The organism is Klebsiella sp. KPN54798 (genome assembly GCF_021184225.1).
GTDB classification, from domain to species: domain Bacteria; phylum Pseudomonadota; class Gammaproteobacteria; order Enterobacterales; family Enterobacteriaceae; genus Klebsiella; species Klebsiella pneumoniae.
On the sequence record NZ_CP089234.1, the window covers coordinates 2979239 to 2995711 of the forward strand.

Consider the following 16473-nt stretch of genomic DNA (forward strand, 5'->3'; position numbering starts at 1 on the left):
GCCCTTACTTCAGCAGTCGTACGCGGCAGGATTTACCTTTGATCTTGCCATTTTGTAACTGCTTATACGCCTTCTGCGCCATATTCTGGCGGATCGCCACATAGACGTGGGCCGGGTGGACGGTAATTTTGCCGATATCGGCACCATCAAAGCCCATATCCCCGGTCAGGGCTCCCAGCACATCTCCCGGGCGCATTTTCGCCTTTTTCCCGCCGTCGATACACAGCGTCGCCATCTCCGCCGTCAGCGGCGCGATGGTGTTGCCCGTCGGCGCCGGCAGCCAGTTCAGGGAAAGCTGCAGCATGTCGGCCAGAATAGTGGCGCGCTGCGCCTCTTCCGGCGCACAGAAGCTGATGGCCAGCCCTTGTTCACCGGCGCGGGCGGTACGGCCGATGCGGTGAACATGCACCTCCGGATCCCAGGCCAGCTCGAAATTCACCACCAGCGCCAGGGATTTGATGTCCAGACCGCGGGCAGCGACGTCGGTCGCCACCAGAACCCGGACGCTGCCGTTAGCGAAGCGCACCAGCGTCTGATCGCGATCGCGCTGCTCAAGGTCACCATGCAGCGACAAGGCGCTCTGCCCGGCGGCGTTGAGCGCATCGCAGACCGCCTGGCAATCGCGTTTGGTATTGCAGAACACCACGCAGGATGCGGGCTGATGCTGGCTGAGCAGGCGCTGCAGCAGGGCAATCTTACCGTGGCGGGAAACCTCAAAGAACTGCTGTTCAATCGCCGGGAGCGCGTCGACAGTGTCGATCTCAATGGTCTGCGGATTGCGCTGCACCCGGCCGCTGATCGCCGCGATTGCCGCCGGCCAGGTAGCAGAAAACAGCAGCGTCTGCCGGTCAGCCGGTGCGAAGCGGATCACCTCATCAATGGCATCGCTAAAGCCCATATCGAGCATGCGGTCCGCTTCGTCCATCACCAGGGTCTGCAGCGCGTCAAGGGAGACCGTTCCCTTCTGCAGATGATCGAGCAGACGGCCCGGGGTGGCGACGATAATATGCGGGGCATGCTGCAGGGAATCTCGCTGGGCGCCAAAGGGCTGCCCGCCGCAGAGCATCAGAATCTTGATGTTCGGCAGGCAGCGCGCCAGGCGGCGCAGCTCGCCGGCGACCTGATCGGCCAGCTCGCGGGTCGTGCACAACACCAGCGACTGGGTCTCGAAGCGCGCCGGATCGATATGCTGCAGCAGACCCAGCCCAAATGCGGCCGTTTTTCCGCTGCCGGTTTTTGCCTGCACGCGCACATCTTTCCTCCCGAGGATCGCCGGCAGGGCGGCGGCCTGAACCGGGGTCATCGACAGATAACCCAGCTCGTTAAGGTTGGCTAATTGGGCGGCAGGTAAAACAGTCAGGGTAGAAAAAGCGGTCACAATGTATTCTCGTATTAAAAGGCAGACAATCTGCAGGCGCGTATCCTCGCAGATCTCCGCGCCTGATGCGACAATTTAATCGGCTCTTCGTCAGGCGGCGGATCGGGCTGGGGCTGCGGACGCGGTCGTGGATCGGGTAAAGGAGCCGGATCGTTCGGCTCGGGCGAGATAGGGATAGACTGGGCTGTCAGCTCTGAAGCGTAATACATAGAGGCCTCCCGGAGAGTGATACGGGCGTACCCGCAGGCGTCAACGGCCAGAAACCGTCGGGTGTCTTAGTAAGGGTAGAAGCTGGTCCGGAGAGCGCAAAAAAAAAGCCGACTCAACAAAGCCGGCGTCGTACGAATCAATTGTGCTATGCAGTAATTCAAAAAAGGAAGTAAGACAATATGGAGCGCAACGCCCATCGCTTGACGTTGCATTCACCTGCGAGAGAGATATTGCCCTGAATGGGTAGATGGTTTATTGATTTCGCTCAAACATTGCCGGGTTTTCCCGGCACTACAGCCGCTAAAAGGCGATTCTTTACAGCCATTTACTGCGATGTAACCACCACGCAACACCACCGATGACAACGACTAACATCAAGCAGAAAAGGCTAAACCCCAGATGCCAGCTGTTGCCAGGGATCCCGCCGAGGTTGACGCCGAACAGGCCGGTTAAAAAGGTGCTGGGTAGAAACACCATCGCCATCAATGACATGGTATAGGTCCGCCGCGCCAGCGACTCCTGCATAATCTGGGCGATCTCGTCGCTCATGATCGCCGTCCGCGCGATACAGCTGTCGATCTCATCCAGACCGCGCCCCAGCCGCTCGGCGATATCCTGCATTCGCCGCCGCTGATCGTCACTCATCCACGGCAGCCGCTCGCTGGCCAGCCGGGCATAAACGTCGCGCTGCGGCGCCATATAGCGGCGCATCACAATCAGCTGCTTACGCAGCAGCGCGAGAAATCCGCGCGGCGGCACCTGCTGATCGAGCAGGTCGTCTTCCAGGTCGATAATGCGATCGTGCAGTTGTTCGATAAACTCGCTGGCATGATCGGTCAACGCATCGCAGACCTCCACCAACCAGCTGCCGCCGTCCGTCGGGCCATTACCTTCCTTCAGGTCGCCCAGCACATCGTCCAGCGCCAGCACTTTGCGCTGACGAGTGGAGACGATCAGCCGCTCATCCATATACAGGCGCATCGCCACCAGCTGGTCGGGCCGCTCATCGGTACTGCCGTTGATACAGCGCAGGGTGATCAGCGCCCCGTCACCGATCCGCGTCACCCGCGGCCGGGTGCTCTCCCCCGCCAGGGCATCGCGTACGTTATTGGGCAGCAACGGGGTGGCCGCCAGCCAGTCGGCGCTGTCGCTATGGGTATAGTTGAGATGCAGCCAGCAAGGCTTGTCTTTGTCGATAATATCGTCATCGGCGAGCGGCTTAACGCCCCCCTGCCCGTCGAGCACCCACGCGAAGATCGCGTCCGGTATCTGCAACTCCGAGCCTTTAATCGCGTCCACTCAACCTCCGTTAATCCATATCTGCTAAATTACGCGCCTTCTCTATAAGGTACGCGAAAGCGCGCATTCTTGCTTTTAATGACCCGGAAATACAGGCCTAGTCGCTTCATTGAAAAGCGCTTTCGCCCCCGGTCGCGGCGCTCCCCTCATTTAACGTTAAAACTTAGTGAAATCAAGTTCTTCACGATTCAACACATACAGAGCGACGTTTTGCCGTTTATTTTGCAACTTCTTGCTGTATTATGCTGTTTATTGCGTTAATTTGCGGAGTCAATGGCCATGCATAAGCTCGCCAGGCAAAAACATATTCTCGACAGGCTTAGCGAAACCGGTCAGCTGAGCATCAGCGAACTGGTTGCAGAGTTGCAGGTGTCGGCCGATACCATTCGCCGCGATCTGAGCGACCTGGAACAACAGGGCGTGCTGCAGAAAAGCCACGGCGGGGCCATCGCCCTTAACGTCCCGGCCATGACGCGCCAGGGCAGAAACGCTCTTCTCACCCAGACCAAGCAGCGCCTGGGTCAGCAGGTCGCCGCGCGCATTCCCTCTGGCTCGACGCTGTTTCTCGACGCCGGAAGCACGCTGCTGGCGGTGGCAGCCCAGCTGAAAGGGCCGTTGACCGTGATCACGGCTTCTCTGGATATCGCTCAGCTGTTCAGCGACCGTGCCGATATCCAGCTGATCCTGCTTGGCGGCCAGTGGGATAGTAAACAACGGCTGTTCGCCGGCAGCGCCACCCTGTCGCTGGTCACCCGCTACCGGGCCGATATCGCCATTCTCGGTGCCTGCGCGCTCCATGCCGGGCTGGGGCTGAGCGCCAGCCAGGAAGCTGATGCCGACGTTAAACGCGCCATGCTGGCCGCCAGCGCCGAGCACTGGCTGGTGGCGGACCATACCAAACTCAACCGCTGCGAACCGTGGCGGGTGGCCGGGCTCAGCGACATTCACCATCTTTTTCTTGATCGTCCCTGGGCTGAGCTGGGGGATGATCCCGTCCTCTCTGTACATATTGCTGACGCTTAACAACGTGGAGAACCTGATGAGTAACAACACGATAAATATCGCCCTGATTGGCTACGGATTCGTCGGTAAGACCTTCCACGCGCCGCTTATCCGTTCGGTGCCGGGGCTGAACCTGGCGTTCGTCGCTTCCCGCGATGAAGAGAAGGTCAAACGCGACCTGCCGGACGTCACGGTGATCGCCTCCCCGGAAGCAGCGGTCCAGCATCCGGACGTTGACCTGGTGGTCATCGCCTCCCCTAACGCCACGCACGCCCCGCTGGCCCGCCTGGCGCTGAACGCCGGCAAACATGTGGTGGTGGATAAGCCCTTTACCCTCGATATGCAGGAGGCCCGGGAGCTGATCGCCCTGGCGGAGGAGAAACAGCGTCTGCTCTCCGTCTTCCATAACCGCCGCTGGGACAGCGACTATCTCGGGATCCGTCAGGTGATTGAGCAAGGCACCCTCGGCGCGGTGAAACACTTCGAGTCGCATTTCGACCGCTTCCGCCCGGAAGTCCGCGTCCGCTGGCGCGAGCAGAACGTCCCGGGCAGCGGCTTGTGGTTCGACCTGGGGCCGCACCTGATCGACCAGGCGCTGCAGCTATTTGGTTTGCCGCAGTCGGTGCAAGGTAACATAGCCACCCTGCGCGACGGCGCGGAGATCAACGACTGGGCGCATGTGGTATTAAACTACCCGGCGCATAAAGTGATCCTGCACTGCAGCATGCTGGTCGCGGGCGGCTCGTCGCGCTTCACCGTGCACGGCGATAAAGGTAGCGTTATCAAAGCGCGGGCCGACCAACAGGAGAGCCAGCTGCTGGCGGGCGTGGTACCGGGCAGCGCCGGCTGGGGCCAGGATGACGACCCGCTGGTTATCTATGATGCCTCGCTGCAGGCCCACGCGCAGGCTACCCCGCAGGGCGATCAGCGCCAGTACTATATGCTGATCCGCGATGCGCTGAAGGGCCAGATCGCCAATCCGGTGCCGCCGGTGGAAGCGCTGGCGGTGATGGCCGTTCTGGAAGCGGCGGTGCGCTCTGCTGAAAGTGGTATGGTGCAGACCCTGGACCTGTCCGACGACGAGCGCAACACGCTGCGCTAATCCGCCCTGTTCTCCGGTTACCTGCGCGGCCCGCAGGTAACCGCTACTTTTGCGCCACCTTAGAAAAAATCACTATCTATCCGCAGATTAACATTGCTTTATCCTGCTCCATGGCGCAAAGCACCGCTGGAAATTTCAGCCAATTGGGAGGAGGATAGAATGCAGATCGATCGTAATGAGAAAGAGGTTGCTGACGCTGTGGACGCGGCAACCGTACTACCGGACAGGAGAAGCGCATGTATTACACGTTAGGAGATACCACTCTCCATTTTTATCGCTATCAGTGCAAATTTTACGTCGCCCACTGGGAAGGGGGTAACGTGATGAGCGAAAAATTTAAATCGTTTATCGAACAGATCACTGAGAAGACCGGGCTGGATGCGAAACGCGTCGAGACCGCCGCGCGCGATTATTTTACTAACGTGGATTAACAGGCAGTGCTGTTCGTAAGAGACAAGCTGCTGCGGTAGCCGCGCAGGCTAACCCCACCTTTCACCGCCAGGACGCCTCGCGCCGCCTGGCGGCTTCTCTATTCTGCCAGCATTAAACGGTAGTCAGTTTTGCCAGAATGGCGGCGAAGGCGTCATTAACCTTATCGCCGGCGAGCAGTTTTTTACGCAACGTGAAGCTTCTGCCGCTGGAACGGATCAGCAGTCGGACTTTCGCATCATTATTGCTGCGTTCAACTACGGCAACATCCCGCAAGGGAATAACGTAGGTATCGGCATAGAGCCCCGGCGTAAATATCATCGACTCGCCGCTCACGCCAATCACCACCCGATTTTGCAGACGATAGCCATTGCACAGCGCAACAATACCAGCGGCAATAAATACTCCGCCTATCCCCATGCCAATCATTAAAATAATGATCCCGGCGATGAGCGCCAGCGCCCCTTGGGGATAAAAGCCTGAGGCATTAAAGGTTAATAGCTGCTGGTTATCAGCCTCGCCCACTGCCGTGGTTGATCGCCAGGGCGTAAATCCGGCGTTAATCCGCGTTTGCAAGCTGAACAGACTACCCACCAGAAAGATCACGCTGGCGGGCACCATCACGATACCGCCAACAAACGCCAGGACGATGGCCAGATAAGGGTAGCGGCCTGACAGCATTATGCTGATCGCCTGAACCACCACGGCAATAAACAGGGCCAGCACCAGCCAGGACCACATGCTGTCCACCCCACGATGGAAATTCAGTTGTCCTTCATCGAGTAATAAATTACGCGCGACAAAACAGATAATAATATTGACGAACAGGCCTATCCAGGCCAGCTTGTGCACATGCTTCATACCCTACTCCATTATGGTTTTTACTATTCCATTTCCAGGCATTATTAAATACAGTCTCAATGCCGGCTGGATAGTAGCAAAGCGGTACGCAAGATCAATAAAAAGCGCGCGGTCTCCTCACATTCTAATTTATATTCAGCGTGATATTGTTAGTTATCATTTATCGTAATTATATAAACCATCCTATATATTGGCGCTATATATTTTCAGCGCAATAATATCGCCCTGCCGCCAGGCAGGGCGTCGCAGATTAACGCTCCTCAAGCGCCGCCACCGGCGCCGGCGCGCTTTTCCTGCGCAGCAGATAGCCTGCAGCAAGGATCAGCAGCCATACCGGGATCAGGCAGACGGAGATGCGGATGTCCGGGATCAGATACATCACCCCGAGGATCGCGGCGAGAAACAGCAGACACAGCCAGTTTGTCAGGGGATAGGCGAAACTCTGGAAAGCCGTTACCTTCCCCGCCCGCTGCATGGCGCGGCGGAACTTAAGATGAGTGATGCAGATCATCGCCCAGTTGATGACCAGGGCGGCCACCACCAGGGCCATCAGCAGGGCAAAGGCTTTCCCGGGCATCACATAGTTAATCACCACGCAAAGCGCCGTGGCGACGGCGGATACCGCCAGGGCGGTCAATGGGATCCCGCGGTGGTTCACCCGCAGCAGCGCACGCGGGGCGTTGCCCTGCTGAGCCAGGCCGAACAGCATCCGGCTGTTGCAGTAGACGCAGCTGTTGTAGACCGACAGCGCGGCGGTGAGCACCACCAGATTGAGGGCGTTGGCCACAATATTGCTGTCAATGGCGTGAAAGATCAGCACAAAGGGGCTTCCCCCTTCCACGACGTTCCGCCACGGGTAGAGTGACAGCAGGACCGCCAGCGACCCCACGTAAAACAGCAGAATACGGTAGATCACCTGGTTGGTGGCTTTGGGAATGGTTTTATGCGGTTCGTCGGCTTCCGCCGCGGTGATCCCCACCAGCTCAAGCCCGCCGAAGGAGAACATGATCACCGCCATGGCCATCACCAAGCCCGTGATGCCGTTAGGGAAAAATCCCCCGTCCTGCCACAGGTTGGCCACCGTCGCCGCCGGGCCGCCGTGACCGCTAAATAACAGATAGCAGCCAAAGGCGATCATGCTGATGATGGCGGCCACTTTGACAATCGAGAACCAGAACTCCAGCTCGCCATACACTTTGACGTGCGTCAGGTTGATGGCGTTGATCGCCACGAAGAAGATCGCCGCCGACAGCCAGGTGGGTACCTCCGGCCACCAGTACTGAATATAGATCCCCACCGCCGTCAGCTCCGCCATGCTTACCAGCACGTACAACACCCAGTAATTCCAGCCGGACATAAACCCGGCGAAGGGCCCCCAGTAACGGTTGGCGAAATGGCTGAACGACCCCGCCACCGGCTCCTCTACCACCATTTCGCCAAGCTGACGCATGATAAAGAAAGCGATAACCCCGGCGATGGCGTACCCCAGCAGGACCGACGGGCCTGCCATACGGATCGTTTGCGCGATACCTAAAAACAGTCCGGTGCCGACCGCCCCCCCGAGGGCGATCAACTGGATGTGGCGGTTTTTTAACCCGCGTTTTAACTGATGCTCTTGCTGCGTTGTCATCTCTGACCTGCCCCTGTCTGTAAAAAGTCACGTTCGCCGGTAGCAACTTTCAGGCCAGCGGAGCGCCTTGCAGCGTCAGACAAAAATTAATTAATTGAAATATATTCAAATATTCTTTTCAAATCAGTTCCGGTAGCTGGTCATGTCGGCGCCGACCTGGCGCATCACACGCGAAAACTGGCCAGATAACGCACAGATCATGAGAAAAAGAGCGGATTAATGCATGAACCCGACCCGTTTTGGTGCATCCGGTTTGCCGCCGTCCGCTCAGGCTTCACGCCAGGCAAAAAACTGTTAGGCTGGTAGCCACTTTTACGTTCCGCTAGTGGCCACTATGTACAACATCGACGACTATGATCTGAAAATACTTACCCTGCTGCAGGCCAATGGCCGTTTAACCAATCAGGAGCTGAGCGAGCTTATCGGCCTGTCCGCTTCCCAGTGTTCGCGCCGCCGTATCGCCCTTGAACAGGCACAGCTTATCCTCGGCTACCATGCGCGTCTGGCGCCGGATGCAGCCGGGCAGGAGATGCTTGGCCTGATTGAGGTGCGTCTGCTGAATCACACCCCGCAATGCGTGGAGAGCTTTCATCAGATGCTCAGTGAAGTGGACGCCATTCTGGACGCCTGGAAAACCACCGGCGACGCCGATTATCTGCTGCGGGTAACGGTCCCGGACCTGCCCGGTCTGAGCCATTTGATCAGCCATATTCTGGCGCAAAACAAAGGGGTGGCCCATCTGAAAACCGCCGTCGTGCTCAACCGCCTTAAAGAGAACGGCCAGCTGATGCCGGGCACGACCCCGCTGCGCTGAACCGGGGCACAGTGCCCTGCGCTGGTGCAGACGCGGGGCCAGACAATGCGCGACAAGCGGCAAATTCGCACAATTCACGCATTCGGAAACCATAAAACGCACGACCCGTGCAATTTCCTCTTCCTGTCAGAACAACAGGTTAGGCTAAACCACGGCTATTTTTTCCGCAAACGCTCGCCAGGGCACGCTCCTCTGGTGCGATTTTTGCAAACAAGAGCTTATCCTTGTTAACGAAAAGATAGTGCTTATTTATGGATAACGTCCTTTCCCCTGAAAAACTGACCCACACCTGGCTGGAGGATGCCCTGGCGCTGCTGTTCGGCACGCTGATGATCTCCTTTGGCATTATCCTCTTTCGCCAGGCTGGCGCCCTGACCGGCGAGACGGCGGGCATGGCCTTTCTGATCCACTACGCCACCCACTTGCCGTTCGGCGTGGTTTTCTTCGCCATTAATCTGCCCTTCTACTGGCTCTCCGTCCGGCGGATGGGCGCCGCCTTCACGCTGAAAACCTTCTGCGCGGTCGGACTGGTGTCGCTGTTCTCCGACCTGCACGGCTACTTTATCCATGTCGATCGCCTGAACCCCTATTACGCCACCCTCTTCGGCAACATCATGGTCGGCATCGGCTTTGTGGTGCTGTTCCGCCATAAAGCGAGTCTCGGCGGCGTCAATATTCTGGCCCTCTATCTGCAGGATAAAAGCGGCATCCGCGCCGGTAAATTCCAGATGGTAGTGGACGCCTGCATCGTCACCGCCTCGCTGTGGGTGGTTAGCCTGCCGATGCTGCTGGTCTCTGTCCTCGGCGCCGTGATTTTGAATTCGATTATCGCCATGAACCACCGCCCCGGACGCTATGCGGTGTAATGGCTTCACCTTTAACGGTCATTTCAGGAGTAACCACTGTGTTCCAGAACGTTGACGCCTACGCGGGCGATCCTATCCTGTCCCTGATGGAAGCCTTTCAACAGGATCCCCGGGCAGACAAAGTTAACCTCAGCATCGGGCTGTACTATAACGAGCAGGCCATCATTCCTCAGCTGGAGGCGGTCCGTCAGGCCGCTGACCGGCTGCAGAGCCAGTTGCAAAAGGCCAGCCTCTATCTGCCGATGGAGGGACTGGCGCCCTATCGCCGCGCCGTCCAGACCCTGCTGTTTGGCGAACATCATCCGGCGTTGCGTGCCGGACGCATCGCCACCATCCAGACGCTGGGCGGCTCCGGCGCGCTGAAGGTGGGCGCAGATTTCCTCAAGCGCTACTTCCCCGACTCCGCGGTCTGGGTCAGCGATCCGACCTGGGAGAACCATGTGGCCATCTTTGCCGGGGCGGGCTTCGAGGTGCATACCTATCCCTGGTTCGACAGGGCCACCCGCGGGGTCAATTTCCCCGCCATGCTTGCCGCCCTCCAGCAGCTCCCGCCGCGCAGCATCGTGCTGCTCCATCCTTGCTGCCATAATCCGACGGGGGCCGATCTCACCCCCGAGCAGTGGGATCGGGTGATTGAGGTGGTGATCGTCCGGGAGCTGATCCCGTTCCTCGATATTGCCTACCAGGGCTTTGGCCGCGGGCTGGATGAAGATGCCTATGCCATTCGCGCCATCGCCAGCGCCGGGCTGACGGCGCTGGTCAGCAACTCGTTCTCGAAGATTTTTTCGCTGTACGGCGAGCGCGTCGGCGGCCTGTCGGTGGTCTGTGACAACGCCGATGCCGCCGGGCGCGTGCTGGGCCAGTTGAAAGCCACCGTGCGCCGCAACTACTCCAGCCCGCCGGGGTTTGGCGCCCAGGTGGTGTCGCAGGTGCTCAACGATCCCGAGCTGAATGCCCTGTGGCAGGAAGAAGTGGAGGCCATGCGCACCCGCATCAGCGCCATGCGCGTCGCGCTGGTGAAGGCCCTGCAGGCAGCCCTGCCGGCGGGGGATTTTTCCTATCTGCTGACCCAGCGCGGCATGTTCAGTTACACCGGCTTTAGCGCCGATCAGGTAGACGTTCTGCGTCAAGAGCATGGCATCTATCTGATCGCCAGCGGTCGGGTCTGCGTGGCCGGGCTCAACCACGGCAATATTGCGCGGGTAGCCAGCGCCTTCGCCGCGGTCTGCGCACGCTAGTCGGGTCAACCCCGGCGCGGTAGAGCGATTAATCGCGACGCAGCCGGCGAGCCAGGCGGGTCCCCAGCGTCTGAATAAGCTGGACAATAACAATCAGCACCAGGGCGGTGGTGAGAGTGGCAAAGGCGTCGAAACGCTGATAGCCGTAGGTGATCGCCAGGTCGCCGATCCCGCCGCCGCCCACTGTACCCGCCATGGCGGTGGCGCCGAGCAGACCGATGGTCGCCGTGGTAAGGGCCAGAATCAGCGACGCTGCCGCCTCCGGCAGCATAAAATGCCAGACCGTCTGCAGGGGGGTCGCGCCCATCGCATCCGCGGCTTCGAGGATCCCCTCATCCACCTCCAGCAGTGAGCTCTCCACCAGCCGGGCAATGTAGGGGGCGACAAAAACGATCAGTGGCACGATGGCCCCCGCGGTGCCGATAGTGGTGCCCACCAGCAGTCGGGTAAAGGGCAGGATCACAATCAGCAAAATGATAAACGGCAGCGAACGCAGCACGTTAATCAGCGGATTCAGCGCCTGATGCACCACCGGGTTGGCCACGATGCCGCCGGGACGGCAAACCACCAGCAAAATCCCTAACGGTACGCCGATCAGCGCGCCAAAGCCCAGCGAGACGGCGACCATAATCAGCGTGTCATGCAGCGCCAGCAGAAACTGATCGCCGGTAATGGCGGTATCAATAAGATCAAACATGGGTGATTTTCACTCCTGCATCGGCCAGATGGGTGATGGCGCGGTCGGTTTCGTCAGGCTCGCCGAGGAGTTGCACAATCATAAATCCCAGAATCCGGCCCTGAACTTCAGACATGCTGGCAAACAGGATATTCACCTCGACAGCATACTCGCGGATCAGGTGGTTAATAATCGGCTGCTGCGCCGTCGCGCCGACAAATTCGAGGCGTAAAGCCCGGGCGCCGTTATCGCGCTGCAGGAACGACGCCACCCGCTGCGGCAGGCGGTCGTGCACCACCGACTGCACGAAACTGGCAGTGACCGGATGCTGCGGCTGAGCAAAGAGATCAAAAACCGCCCCCTGTTCAACGATACGGCCCGCCTGCATCACCGCCACCTTGTGACAGATTTTCTGGATCACCGACATCTCATGGGTGATCAGTACGATGGTGATGCCATACCGACGATTAATCTCCTGCAAAAGCAGTAAGATCTGCACCGTAGTGTGGGGGTCGAGCGCCGAGGTGGCTTCATCGCATAGAAGGACCGACGGGTTGGTGGCCAGCGCCCGGGCAATACCGACCCGCTGCTTTTGTCCGCCCGACAGCTCATTAGGGTAGCTGTGGATTTTGTCGCTCAGATCGACGAACGCCAGCAGTTCCGCCACCCGCGCCTGGATAAAGGCCTTGTCGCGCCCCTGTAAAATAAGCGGGATGGCGATGTTATGAAAAACGGTTTTCGAATTCAGCAGATTAAAATTCTGAAAGATCATGCCGATATCTTTTTTGATGGCCTGCAGGCGCTGGCCGCTGCAGTCCTGTAGCGGCTCGCCGTTTAACAGTACCTCGCCCTCGCCAGGCGTTTCCAGACGATTAATCAGCCGTAATAAGGTGCTTTTTCCTGCCCCGCTGTAGCCAATAATGCCAAAAATATCGCCTCGCTCAATGCTGAGATTAATATCCTGCAAGGCCAGAACCGGATGTCCTTTCCTGGAAAAGCTTTTACTGACGTGGCGAAATTCTATCATCGCGTTATTCATTTTAAATAGTCAGGCAGCAGGTAACCATCATACTGCGGATGGCTGAGAATATATTTTTTGAACTCGGCCGAGTGGTAGCCATCGATAATATCTTTGGCAAACTGCGCCTTCTGATTTTTACCGGCGACGGTCACGACATTAATAAAATGGCTGGTGGCTGCTTCCAGCTTTAAGGCCGAGGTCAGGGACATACCGCTGGAGACGGCAAAATTGCCCTGAATCAGGCCATAGTCGACGTCCGGCAGAGCGCGAACCTGCTGGGCATTATCCATCTCTTTTAGGACAATTTTGTAAGGATTATCTACGATGTTACGCTGCGAAAAAGTGGCCGGATCGCTGTCTGGTTTAATTTTCACCCAGCCAAGGCTCTCCAGCACCAGTACCGCGCGATATTCATTTGACGGCTGGTTTGGTACCGACACGACGGTGCCCGCCGCCGGGGTCCCCAGGGTGGTCAGTTTCCCACCATACAGCCCCATCGGCGGCGTGGGGACCTGCACAATGCCCACGTTATCGATCCCCAGCCGCTCATTAATTGCTTTCAGATATACCGGATGCTGCATAATATTCGCTTCGATATCGCCGCGGGCTACCGCGTCATTCACCTGAATACCGTCGCTGAAATCCTTATATTCGATTTTATACCCTTTACTCAATAAATAGGGCGCGACGCCTTTCTCAAATTGTTCTTTATACGGCCCGGGGTTAAAGCCGACGCGGATAAGATGAGCGTCGGCGGCGGCATAAAAAGAGGTGGCCGACAACAGGGCGAAAGCGATCCCGCGCGCAACTGACTTGTTCATAAGGTATTTTCCTGGAGGGTTGGCGATATTGAACGATTAAATCACAGCCGACTGTGGGTTGTAAGCCAGAACGCCGAATTTCCTTTTGCTAATTCCTCATTAACTTTTGCTATACCGACATATCTTAAAAACAAGAATCTTTTGCGTATATTGTTATTTAGCCAGCCGCTATAAATCCCTTAAAGATGGTTAATTATTCGTGATTTAAACCGGGAATGTTATGCCTGATTTTACTGCTTCGCCGCTGGTGGACGCCCTGGAAGAGAATCTGTTCAGCCTGCTGGAAAAACTGGCCGCGGAGGTCAACACCGAAGCGCTGCCGCTGATCGATCTTTCCAGCGGCAGTCCGGATCAACCCACCCCGCCGGAAGTGATCGACTCGCTGCAGAGCACTATTCATCGTCGTGAAAACCATGGCTACCCGTCGTTCTGGGGCAAACCACAGGTCCGCGAGGCGATCGCCCGGTTCTATCGCCGGCAGTATGATGTGGAACTCGATCCGCACAGCGAAGTCGCCGTGTTTCAGGGGTCGCATATCGGTATAGGCGGCATCCCGCGGGCGCTGCTCAGCCCCGGGCAATACCTCATCTCCACCGATCCCTGCTATCCGATTTACCGCTCGGCGGCGCTGCAGTCCCAGGCGGCGTTTTATGGCCTGCCTCTCAGGGCGGAGAACCATTTCCTGCCGGATTTTAACGATCTTCCCCGGGAAGTCGCTGACAAGGCCGGGCTGGTGGTGCTTAACTATCCGCATAATCCAACCGGCGCCCTCGCCACGCCGGCGCTGTTCGCCAGCGCGCTGCAGTTTGCTCGTCGTCACCAGGTGCCGATCCTCCATGATTTTGCCTATGCGGCCATCGGCAGCGCGGCCAGCGATGCGCCGCTGAGCCTCTTCTCCCAGCCCGACGCGAAAGCATGGGGAGTGGAAACCTATACTTTTTCCAAGACCTTTAATATGGCCGGCTGGCGCTTCGGCTTCGCGGTCGGCAACGCCTCGATTATCCGGGCGTTTAAAAAGCTGCACACCCATAGCTACAGTACGGTGTTTGGCGCGATTCAGGATGCGGCGATCGCCGCGCTCAACCTGCCGGCCGAACGGATTACGCAGCTGACGGCGGTCTATCATCAACGTCGGGAGTGGGTTCTGCGTCGACTAGCCGCGCTGCGCTGGCCGGCGCGTGACGCACAAGGCACTTTCTTCCTCTGGCTCGGCGTGCCGCCCGGCTACCGTTCGCAGGAGTTTGCCCGCCTGCTGCTGCAGGAAGCGCATATTCTGGTGGCGCCGGGCACGGGTTTTGGCGCAGGGGGAGAAGGATTTATTCGCATCAGCCTGACCGCAGGGGACGAGGCGCTGAGCAACGCGCTGGACCGTCTTGCCCGGCTGGCGCTGTTTTAGTCCGCCGCCGGGAGAAGCAAAAACGCAACCCTGGCCGTCGGGGATTACCCGGCTGACGAGTCCATCACCGACAGCACGATTTTGCCCTCAAGATGCCCCTGCGCTGCTCGCTCATGCGCCATCTGCGCCTGCGCAAGGGGGAAAACGCTGTCAATTGCAACCCGGATGATCCCGGCGTCCAGCAGGTCGGCAAGCCGGGCGAGCTGCGCGCCGCTGGAGCGTACCTGGGTGGTGGAGACCGTCACTCCGCGCTGTCGCGCCTCTTCCGCCCCGGCAAAGCCGAGCGGAAAGATCGGGTACAGCGCGCCGCCGGGTCGCAGGGTACGCAAAAAACGGCCGCTGGCCGGCCCGCCCGGCGCATCAATGACCAGATCCAGGTCACGCACCGTCTCCTCCACTGCGGTGGTTGTATAGTCGATAACGCTATCGGCGCCGAGCTGACGTAAAAAGGCTTCATGGCGGCCCGCGGCGACGGCAATCACCTCGGCGCCCTGCCACTTCGCCAGCTGCACGGCGAAATGACCGACTCCCCCTGCCGCGCCGTTGACCAGGACGCGTTTACCCGCCAGCGGCACCGGCCGATGCGGCCCCGGCTGCAGCGGATTCGCCACCTCATGCCCGGGATCGATCATGAACTGCCAGGCGGTGAGGAGCGACATCGGCACCGCGGCAGCCTGCTGATGGATCAGGGTTAGGGGTTTGCGAGCGAGGTCGCTGACCGGCACGCTAACGTACTCGGCGTAAGCGCGGCTGCCCCCTGCCGCCCCTTCGGGAAAACGCGCCATAGCATACACTTCGTCGCCGACCGCCACCTCCCGGACGTCATCCGCCCGCGCCACCACCACCCCGGAGAGATCGGTCCCGAGGATCAAGGGAAAGCGGACCTCGGGCCGCCACTCCGGGGGCAGCTGTTGATAGCCATCGCGCAGATAGCTGTCCGGCGGGTTCACGCCCACCGCGTGCACCTGCACCAGCACCTCGCCGGCCTGCAGCACCGGCATGGGCGCATCCTCATAGCTCAGGACTTCCGGCCCGCCAAAGGCGTGCTGTTGAACAGCCTTCATCATCTGCGTCGACATCGCTTTCTCCTCATATGGAAATGCGTTATATTTAACGGAGCACTGTTCCGAATATATGGAGCAGTGCTCCGATTGTCAAGGAACGCCAATGAGAGCTGATGCCAGAAAAAATTATGACCTGTTGATCGAGGTGGCCCGGGACGTCTTTGTGGAGCAAGGCGCTGAGGCCTCGCTGCGCGATATCGCCCGCCGGGCGGGCGTCGGAATGGGAACCCTCTATCGCCACTTTCCCAACCGCGACAGCCTGCTGGAAGCCCTGCTCCGCAGCCGCTTTGCGGCGCTAACCGCCCGGGCTGAGTCGCTTCTGCTCGCCGCCGATCCTGCCGCGGCGCTGCTGGAGTGGCTGGCCGAGAGCGTGGCGTTTACCCATCAGCATCGCGGGATCATCGCCCCGCTGATGAGCGCCATCGACGATCCTGAGTCCGCCCTGCACAGCGCCTGCGTTGCCCTGCGCGCCGCCGGTACGTCGCTGCTTACCCGCGCACAGCAGGCCGGGCTGGCACGGCCAGATCTCAGCGGAGAGGAGCTGTTCGATCTGATCGCCGCGCTTGCCTGGCTGCGGGAGCAACCGTCCCATGCCCCGCGCGCAGAGCGGATTTTAGCGGTGCTGGCCGACGCGATCCTGACTGCCGGCTAGCGGCGGCCGGTCAC

The 16473-nt window shown here is 59.1% G+C and carries 17 protein-coding genes; 8 read left to right on the plus strand and 9 right to left on the minus strand.

Annotated features, from left to right (window positions below; genetic code table 11):
• Positions 1 to 4: 4 nt before the first annotated feature.
• From dbpA to zntB, 3 genes are all read right to left on the minus strand, one after another.
• A complete protein-coding gene (gene dbpA / locus LPQ25_RS14430; protein ID WP_014907694.1) occupies positions 5 to 1378 on the minus strand; it encodes an ATP-dependent RNA helicase DbpA in 1374 nt (457 codons plus the stop codon).
• A 14-nt stretch (positions 1379 to 1392) separates the two neighbouring features.
• Positions 1393 to 1587, minus strand: coding sequence for a proline-rich small protein YnaL (gene ynaL, locus LPQ25_RS27305; RefSeq protein ID WP_049245346.1), 195 nt, complete (start codon positions 1585 to 1587; stop codon positions 1393 to 1395).
• 316 nt (positions 1588 to 1903) lie between these two features.
• Positions 1904 to 2887, minus strand: a complete 984-nt coding sequence (gene zntB, locus LPQ25_RS14435; RefSeq protein WP_004148192.1) for a zinc transporter ZntB — start codon at positions 2885 to 2887, stop codon at positions 1904 to 1906.
• 279 nt (positions 2888 to 3166) lie between these two features.
• On the opposite strand from zntB, the gene LPQ25_RS14440 reads away from it, so the two are divergent.
• From LPQ25_RS14440 to LPQ25_RS14450, 3 genes are all read left to right on the plus strand, one after another.
• A complete protein-coding gene (locus LPQ25_RS14440) occupies positions 3167 to 3910 on the plus strand; it encodes a DeoR/GlpR family DNA-binding transcription regulator (protein WP_014907695.1) in 744 nt (247 codons plus the stop codon).
• Positions 3873 to 4991: an oxidoreductase gene (locus LPQ25_RS14445; protein WP_014907696.1), complete on the plus strand. Its 1119-nt coding sequence runs from the start codon at positions 3873 to 3875 to the stop codon at positions 4989 to 4991. The genes LPQ25_RS14440 and LPQ25_RS14445 overlap by 38 nt, the downstream gene beginning before the upstream one ends.
• A 236-nt stretch (positions 4992 to 5227) precedes the next feature.
• The gene (locus LPQ25_RS14450) at positions 5228 to 5422 is read left to right on the plus strand and encodes a hypothetical protein (protein WP_004176404.1); all 195 of its coding nucleotides are present in this window, start codon (positions 5228 to 5230) and stop codon (positions 5420 to 5422) included.
• A gap of 112 nt (positions 5423 to 5534) precedes the next feature.
• On the opposite strand, the gene LPQ25_RS14455 is transcribed toward LPQ25_RS14450, so the two are convergent.
• Both LPQ25_RS14455 and LPQ25_RS14460 read right to left on the minus strand, forming a co-directional pair.
• A complete protein-coding gene (locus tag LPQ25_RS14455; protein WP_014907697.1) occupies positions 5535 to 6281 on the minus strand; it encodes a hypothetical protein in 747 nt (248 codons plus the stop codon).
• A gap of 250 nt (positions 6282 to 6531) precedes the next feature.
• Positions 6532 to 7911 (minus strand): amino acid permease, encoded by a 1380-nt coding sequence (locus tag LPQ25_RS14460; RefSeq protein ID WP_014907698.1) that lies wholly within the window; start codon positions 7909 to 7911, stop codon positions 6532 to 6534.
• Between the two features lie 334 nt (positions 7912 to 8245).
• Between LPQ25_RS14460 and LPQ25_RS14465 the strand changes: the two genes are divergently transcribed.
• From LPQ25_RS14465 to LPQ25_RS14475, 3 genes are all read left to right on the plus strand, one after another.
• Positions 8246 to 8725 carry an Lrp/AsnC family transcriptional regulator gene (locus LPQ25_RS14465; protein WP_002902405.1) on the plus strand — a complete coding sequence of 160 codons (480 nt, stop codon included), beginning with the start codon at positions 8246 to 8248 and terminating at the stop codon, positions 8723 to 8725.
• Between the two features lie 251 nt (positions 8726 to 8976).
• Positions 8977 to 9591: a YitT family protein gene (locus tag LPQ25_RS14470; RefSeq protein ID WP_234599467.1), complete on the plus strand. Its 615-nt coding sequence runs from the start codon at positions 8977 to 8979 to the stop codon at positions 9589 to 9591.
• A gap of 38 nt (positions 9592 to 9629) precedes the next feature.
• On the plus strand, positions 9630 to 10829 hold the full coding sequence (locus LPQ25_RS14475) for an amino acid aminotransferase (RefSeq protein WP_014907699.1): 1200 nt from the start codon (positions 9630 to 9632) through the stop codon (positions 10827 to 10829).
• A 28-nt stretch (positions 10830 to 10857) separates the two neighbouring features.
• Here LPQ25_RS14475 and LPQ25_RS14480 read toward each other — a convergent pair whose 3' ends face one another.
• The 3 genes from LPQ25_RS14480 to LPQ25_RS14490 are packed head-to-tail and all read right to left on the minus strand — an operon-like array spanning position 10858 to position 13347.
• Entirely contained in the window at positions 10858 to 11526 is a 669-nt protein-coding gene (locus LPQ25_RS14480; RefSeq protein ID WP_014907700.1) for a methionine ABC transporter permease, read from the minus strand.
• Positions 11519 to 12532, minus strand: coding sequence for a methionine ABC transporter ATP-binding protein (locus LPQ25_RS14485; protein WP_014907701.1), 1014 nt, complete (start codon positions 12530 to 12532; stop codon positions 11519 to 11521). Before LPQ25_RS14485 ends, LPQ25_RS14480 begins: the two co-directional genes overlap by 8 nt.
• Positions 12533 to 12540: 8 nt before the next feature.
• Complete coding sequence (locus LPQ25_RS14490) at positions 12541 to 13347, minus strand: MetQ/NlpA family ABC transporter substrate-binding protein (protein ID WP_014907702.1); 807 nt, start codon at positions 13345 to 13347, stop codon at positions 12541 to 12543.
• Between the two features lie 220 nt (positions 13348 to 13567).
• Here LPQ25_RS14490 and LPQ25_RS14495 point away from each other — a divergent pair, with 220 nt between their 5' ends.
• The gene (locus LPQ25_RS14495; protein WP_234599468.1) at positions 13568 to 14743 is read left to right on the plus strand and encodes an aminotransferase class I/II-fold pyridoxal phosphate-dependent enzyme; all 1176 of its coding nucleotides are present in this window, start codon (positions 13568 to 13570) and stop codon (positions 14741 to 14743) included.
• Positions 14744 to 14787: 44 nt separating this feature from the next.
• On the opposite strand, the gene LPQ25_RS14500 is transcribed toward LPQ25_RS14495, so the two are convergent.
• Entirely contained in the window at positions 14788 to 15822 is a 1035-nt protein-coding gene (locus LPQ25_RS14500; protein WP_014907704.1) for an NADP-dependent oxidoreductase, read from the minus strand.
• Between the two features lie 88 nt (positions 15823 to 15910).
• Here LPQ25_RS14500 and LPQ25_RS14505 point away from each other — a divergent pair, with 88 nt between their 5' ends.
• Positions 15911 to 16459 carry a TetR/AcrR family transcriptional regulator gene (locus tag LPQ25_RS14505; RefSeq protein WP_004179582.1) on the plus strand — a complete coding sequence of 183 codons (549 nt, stop codon included), beginning with the start codon at positions 15911 to 15913 and terminating at the stop codon, positions 16457 to 16459.
• Positions 16460 to 16473: the final 14 nt, after the last annotated feature.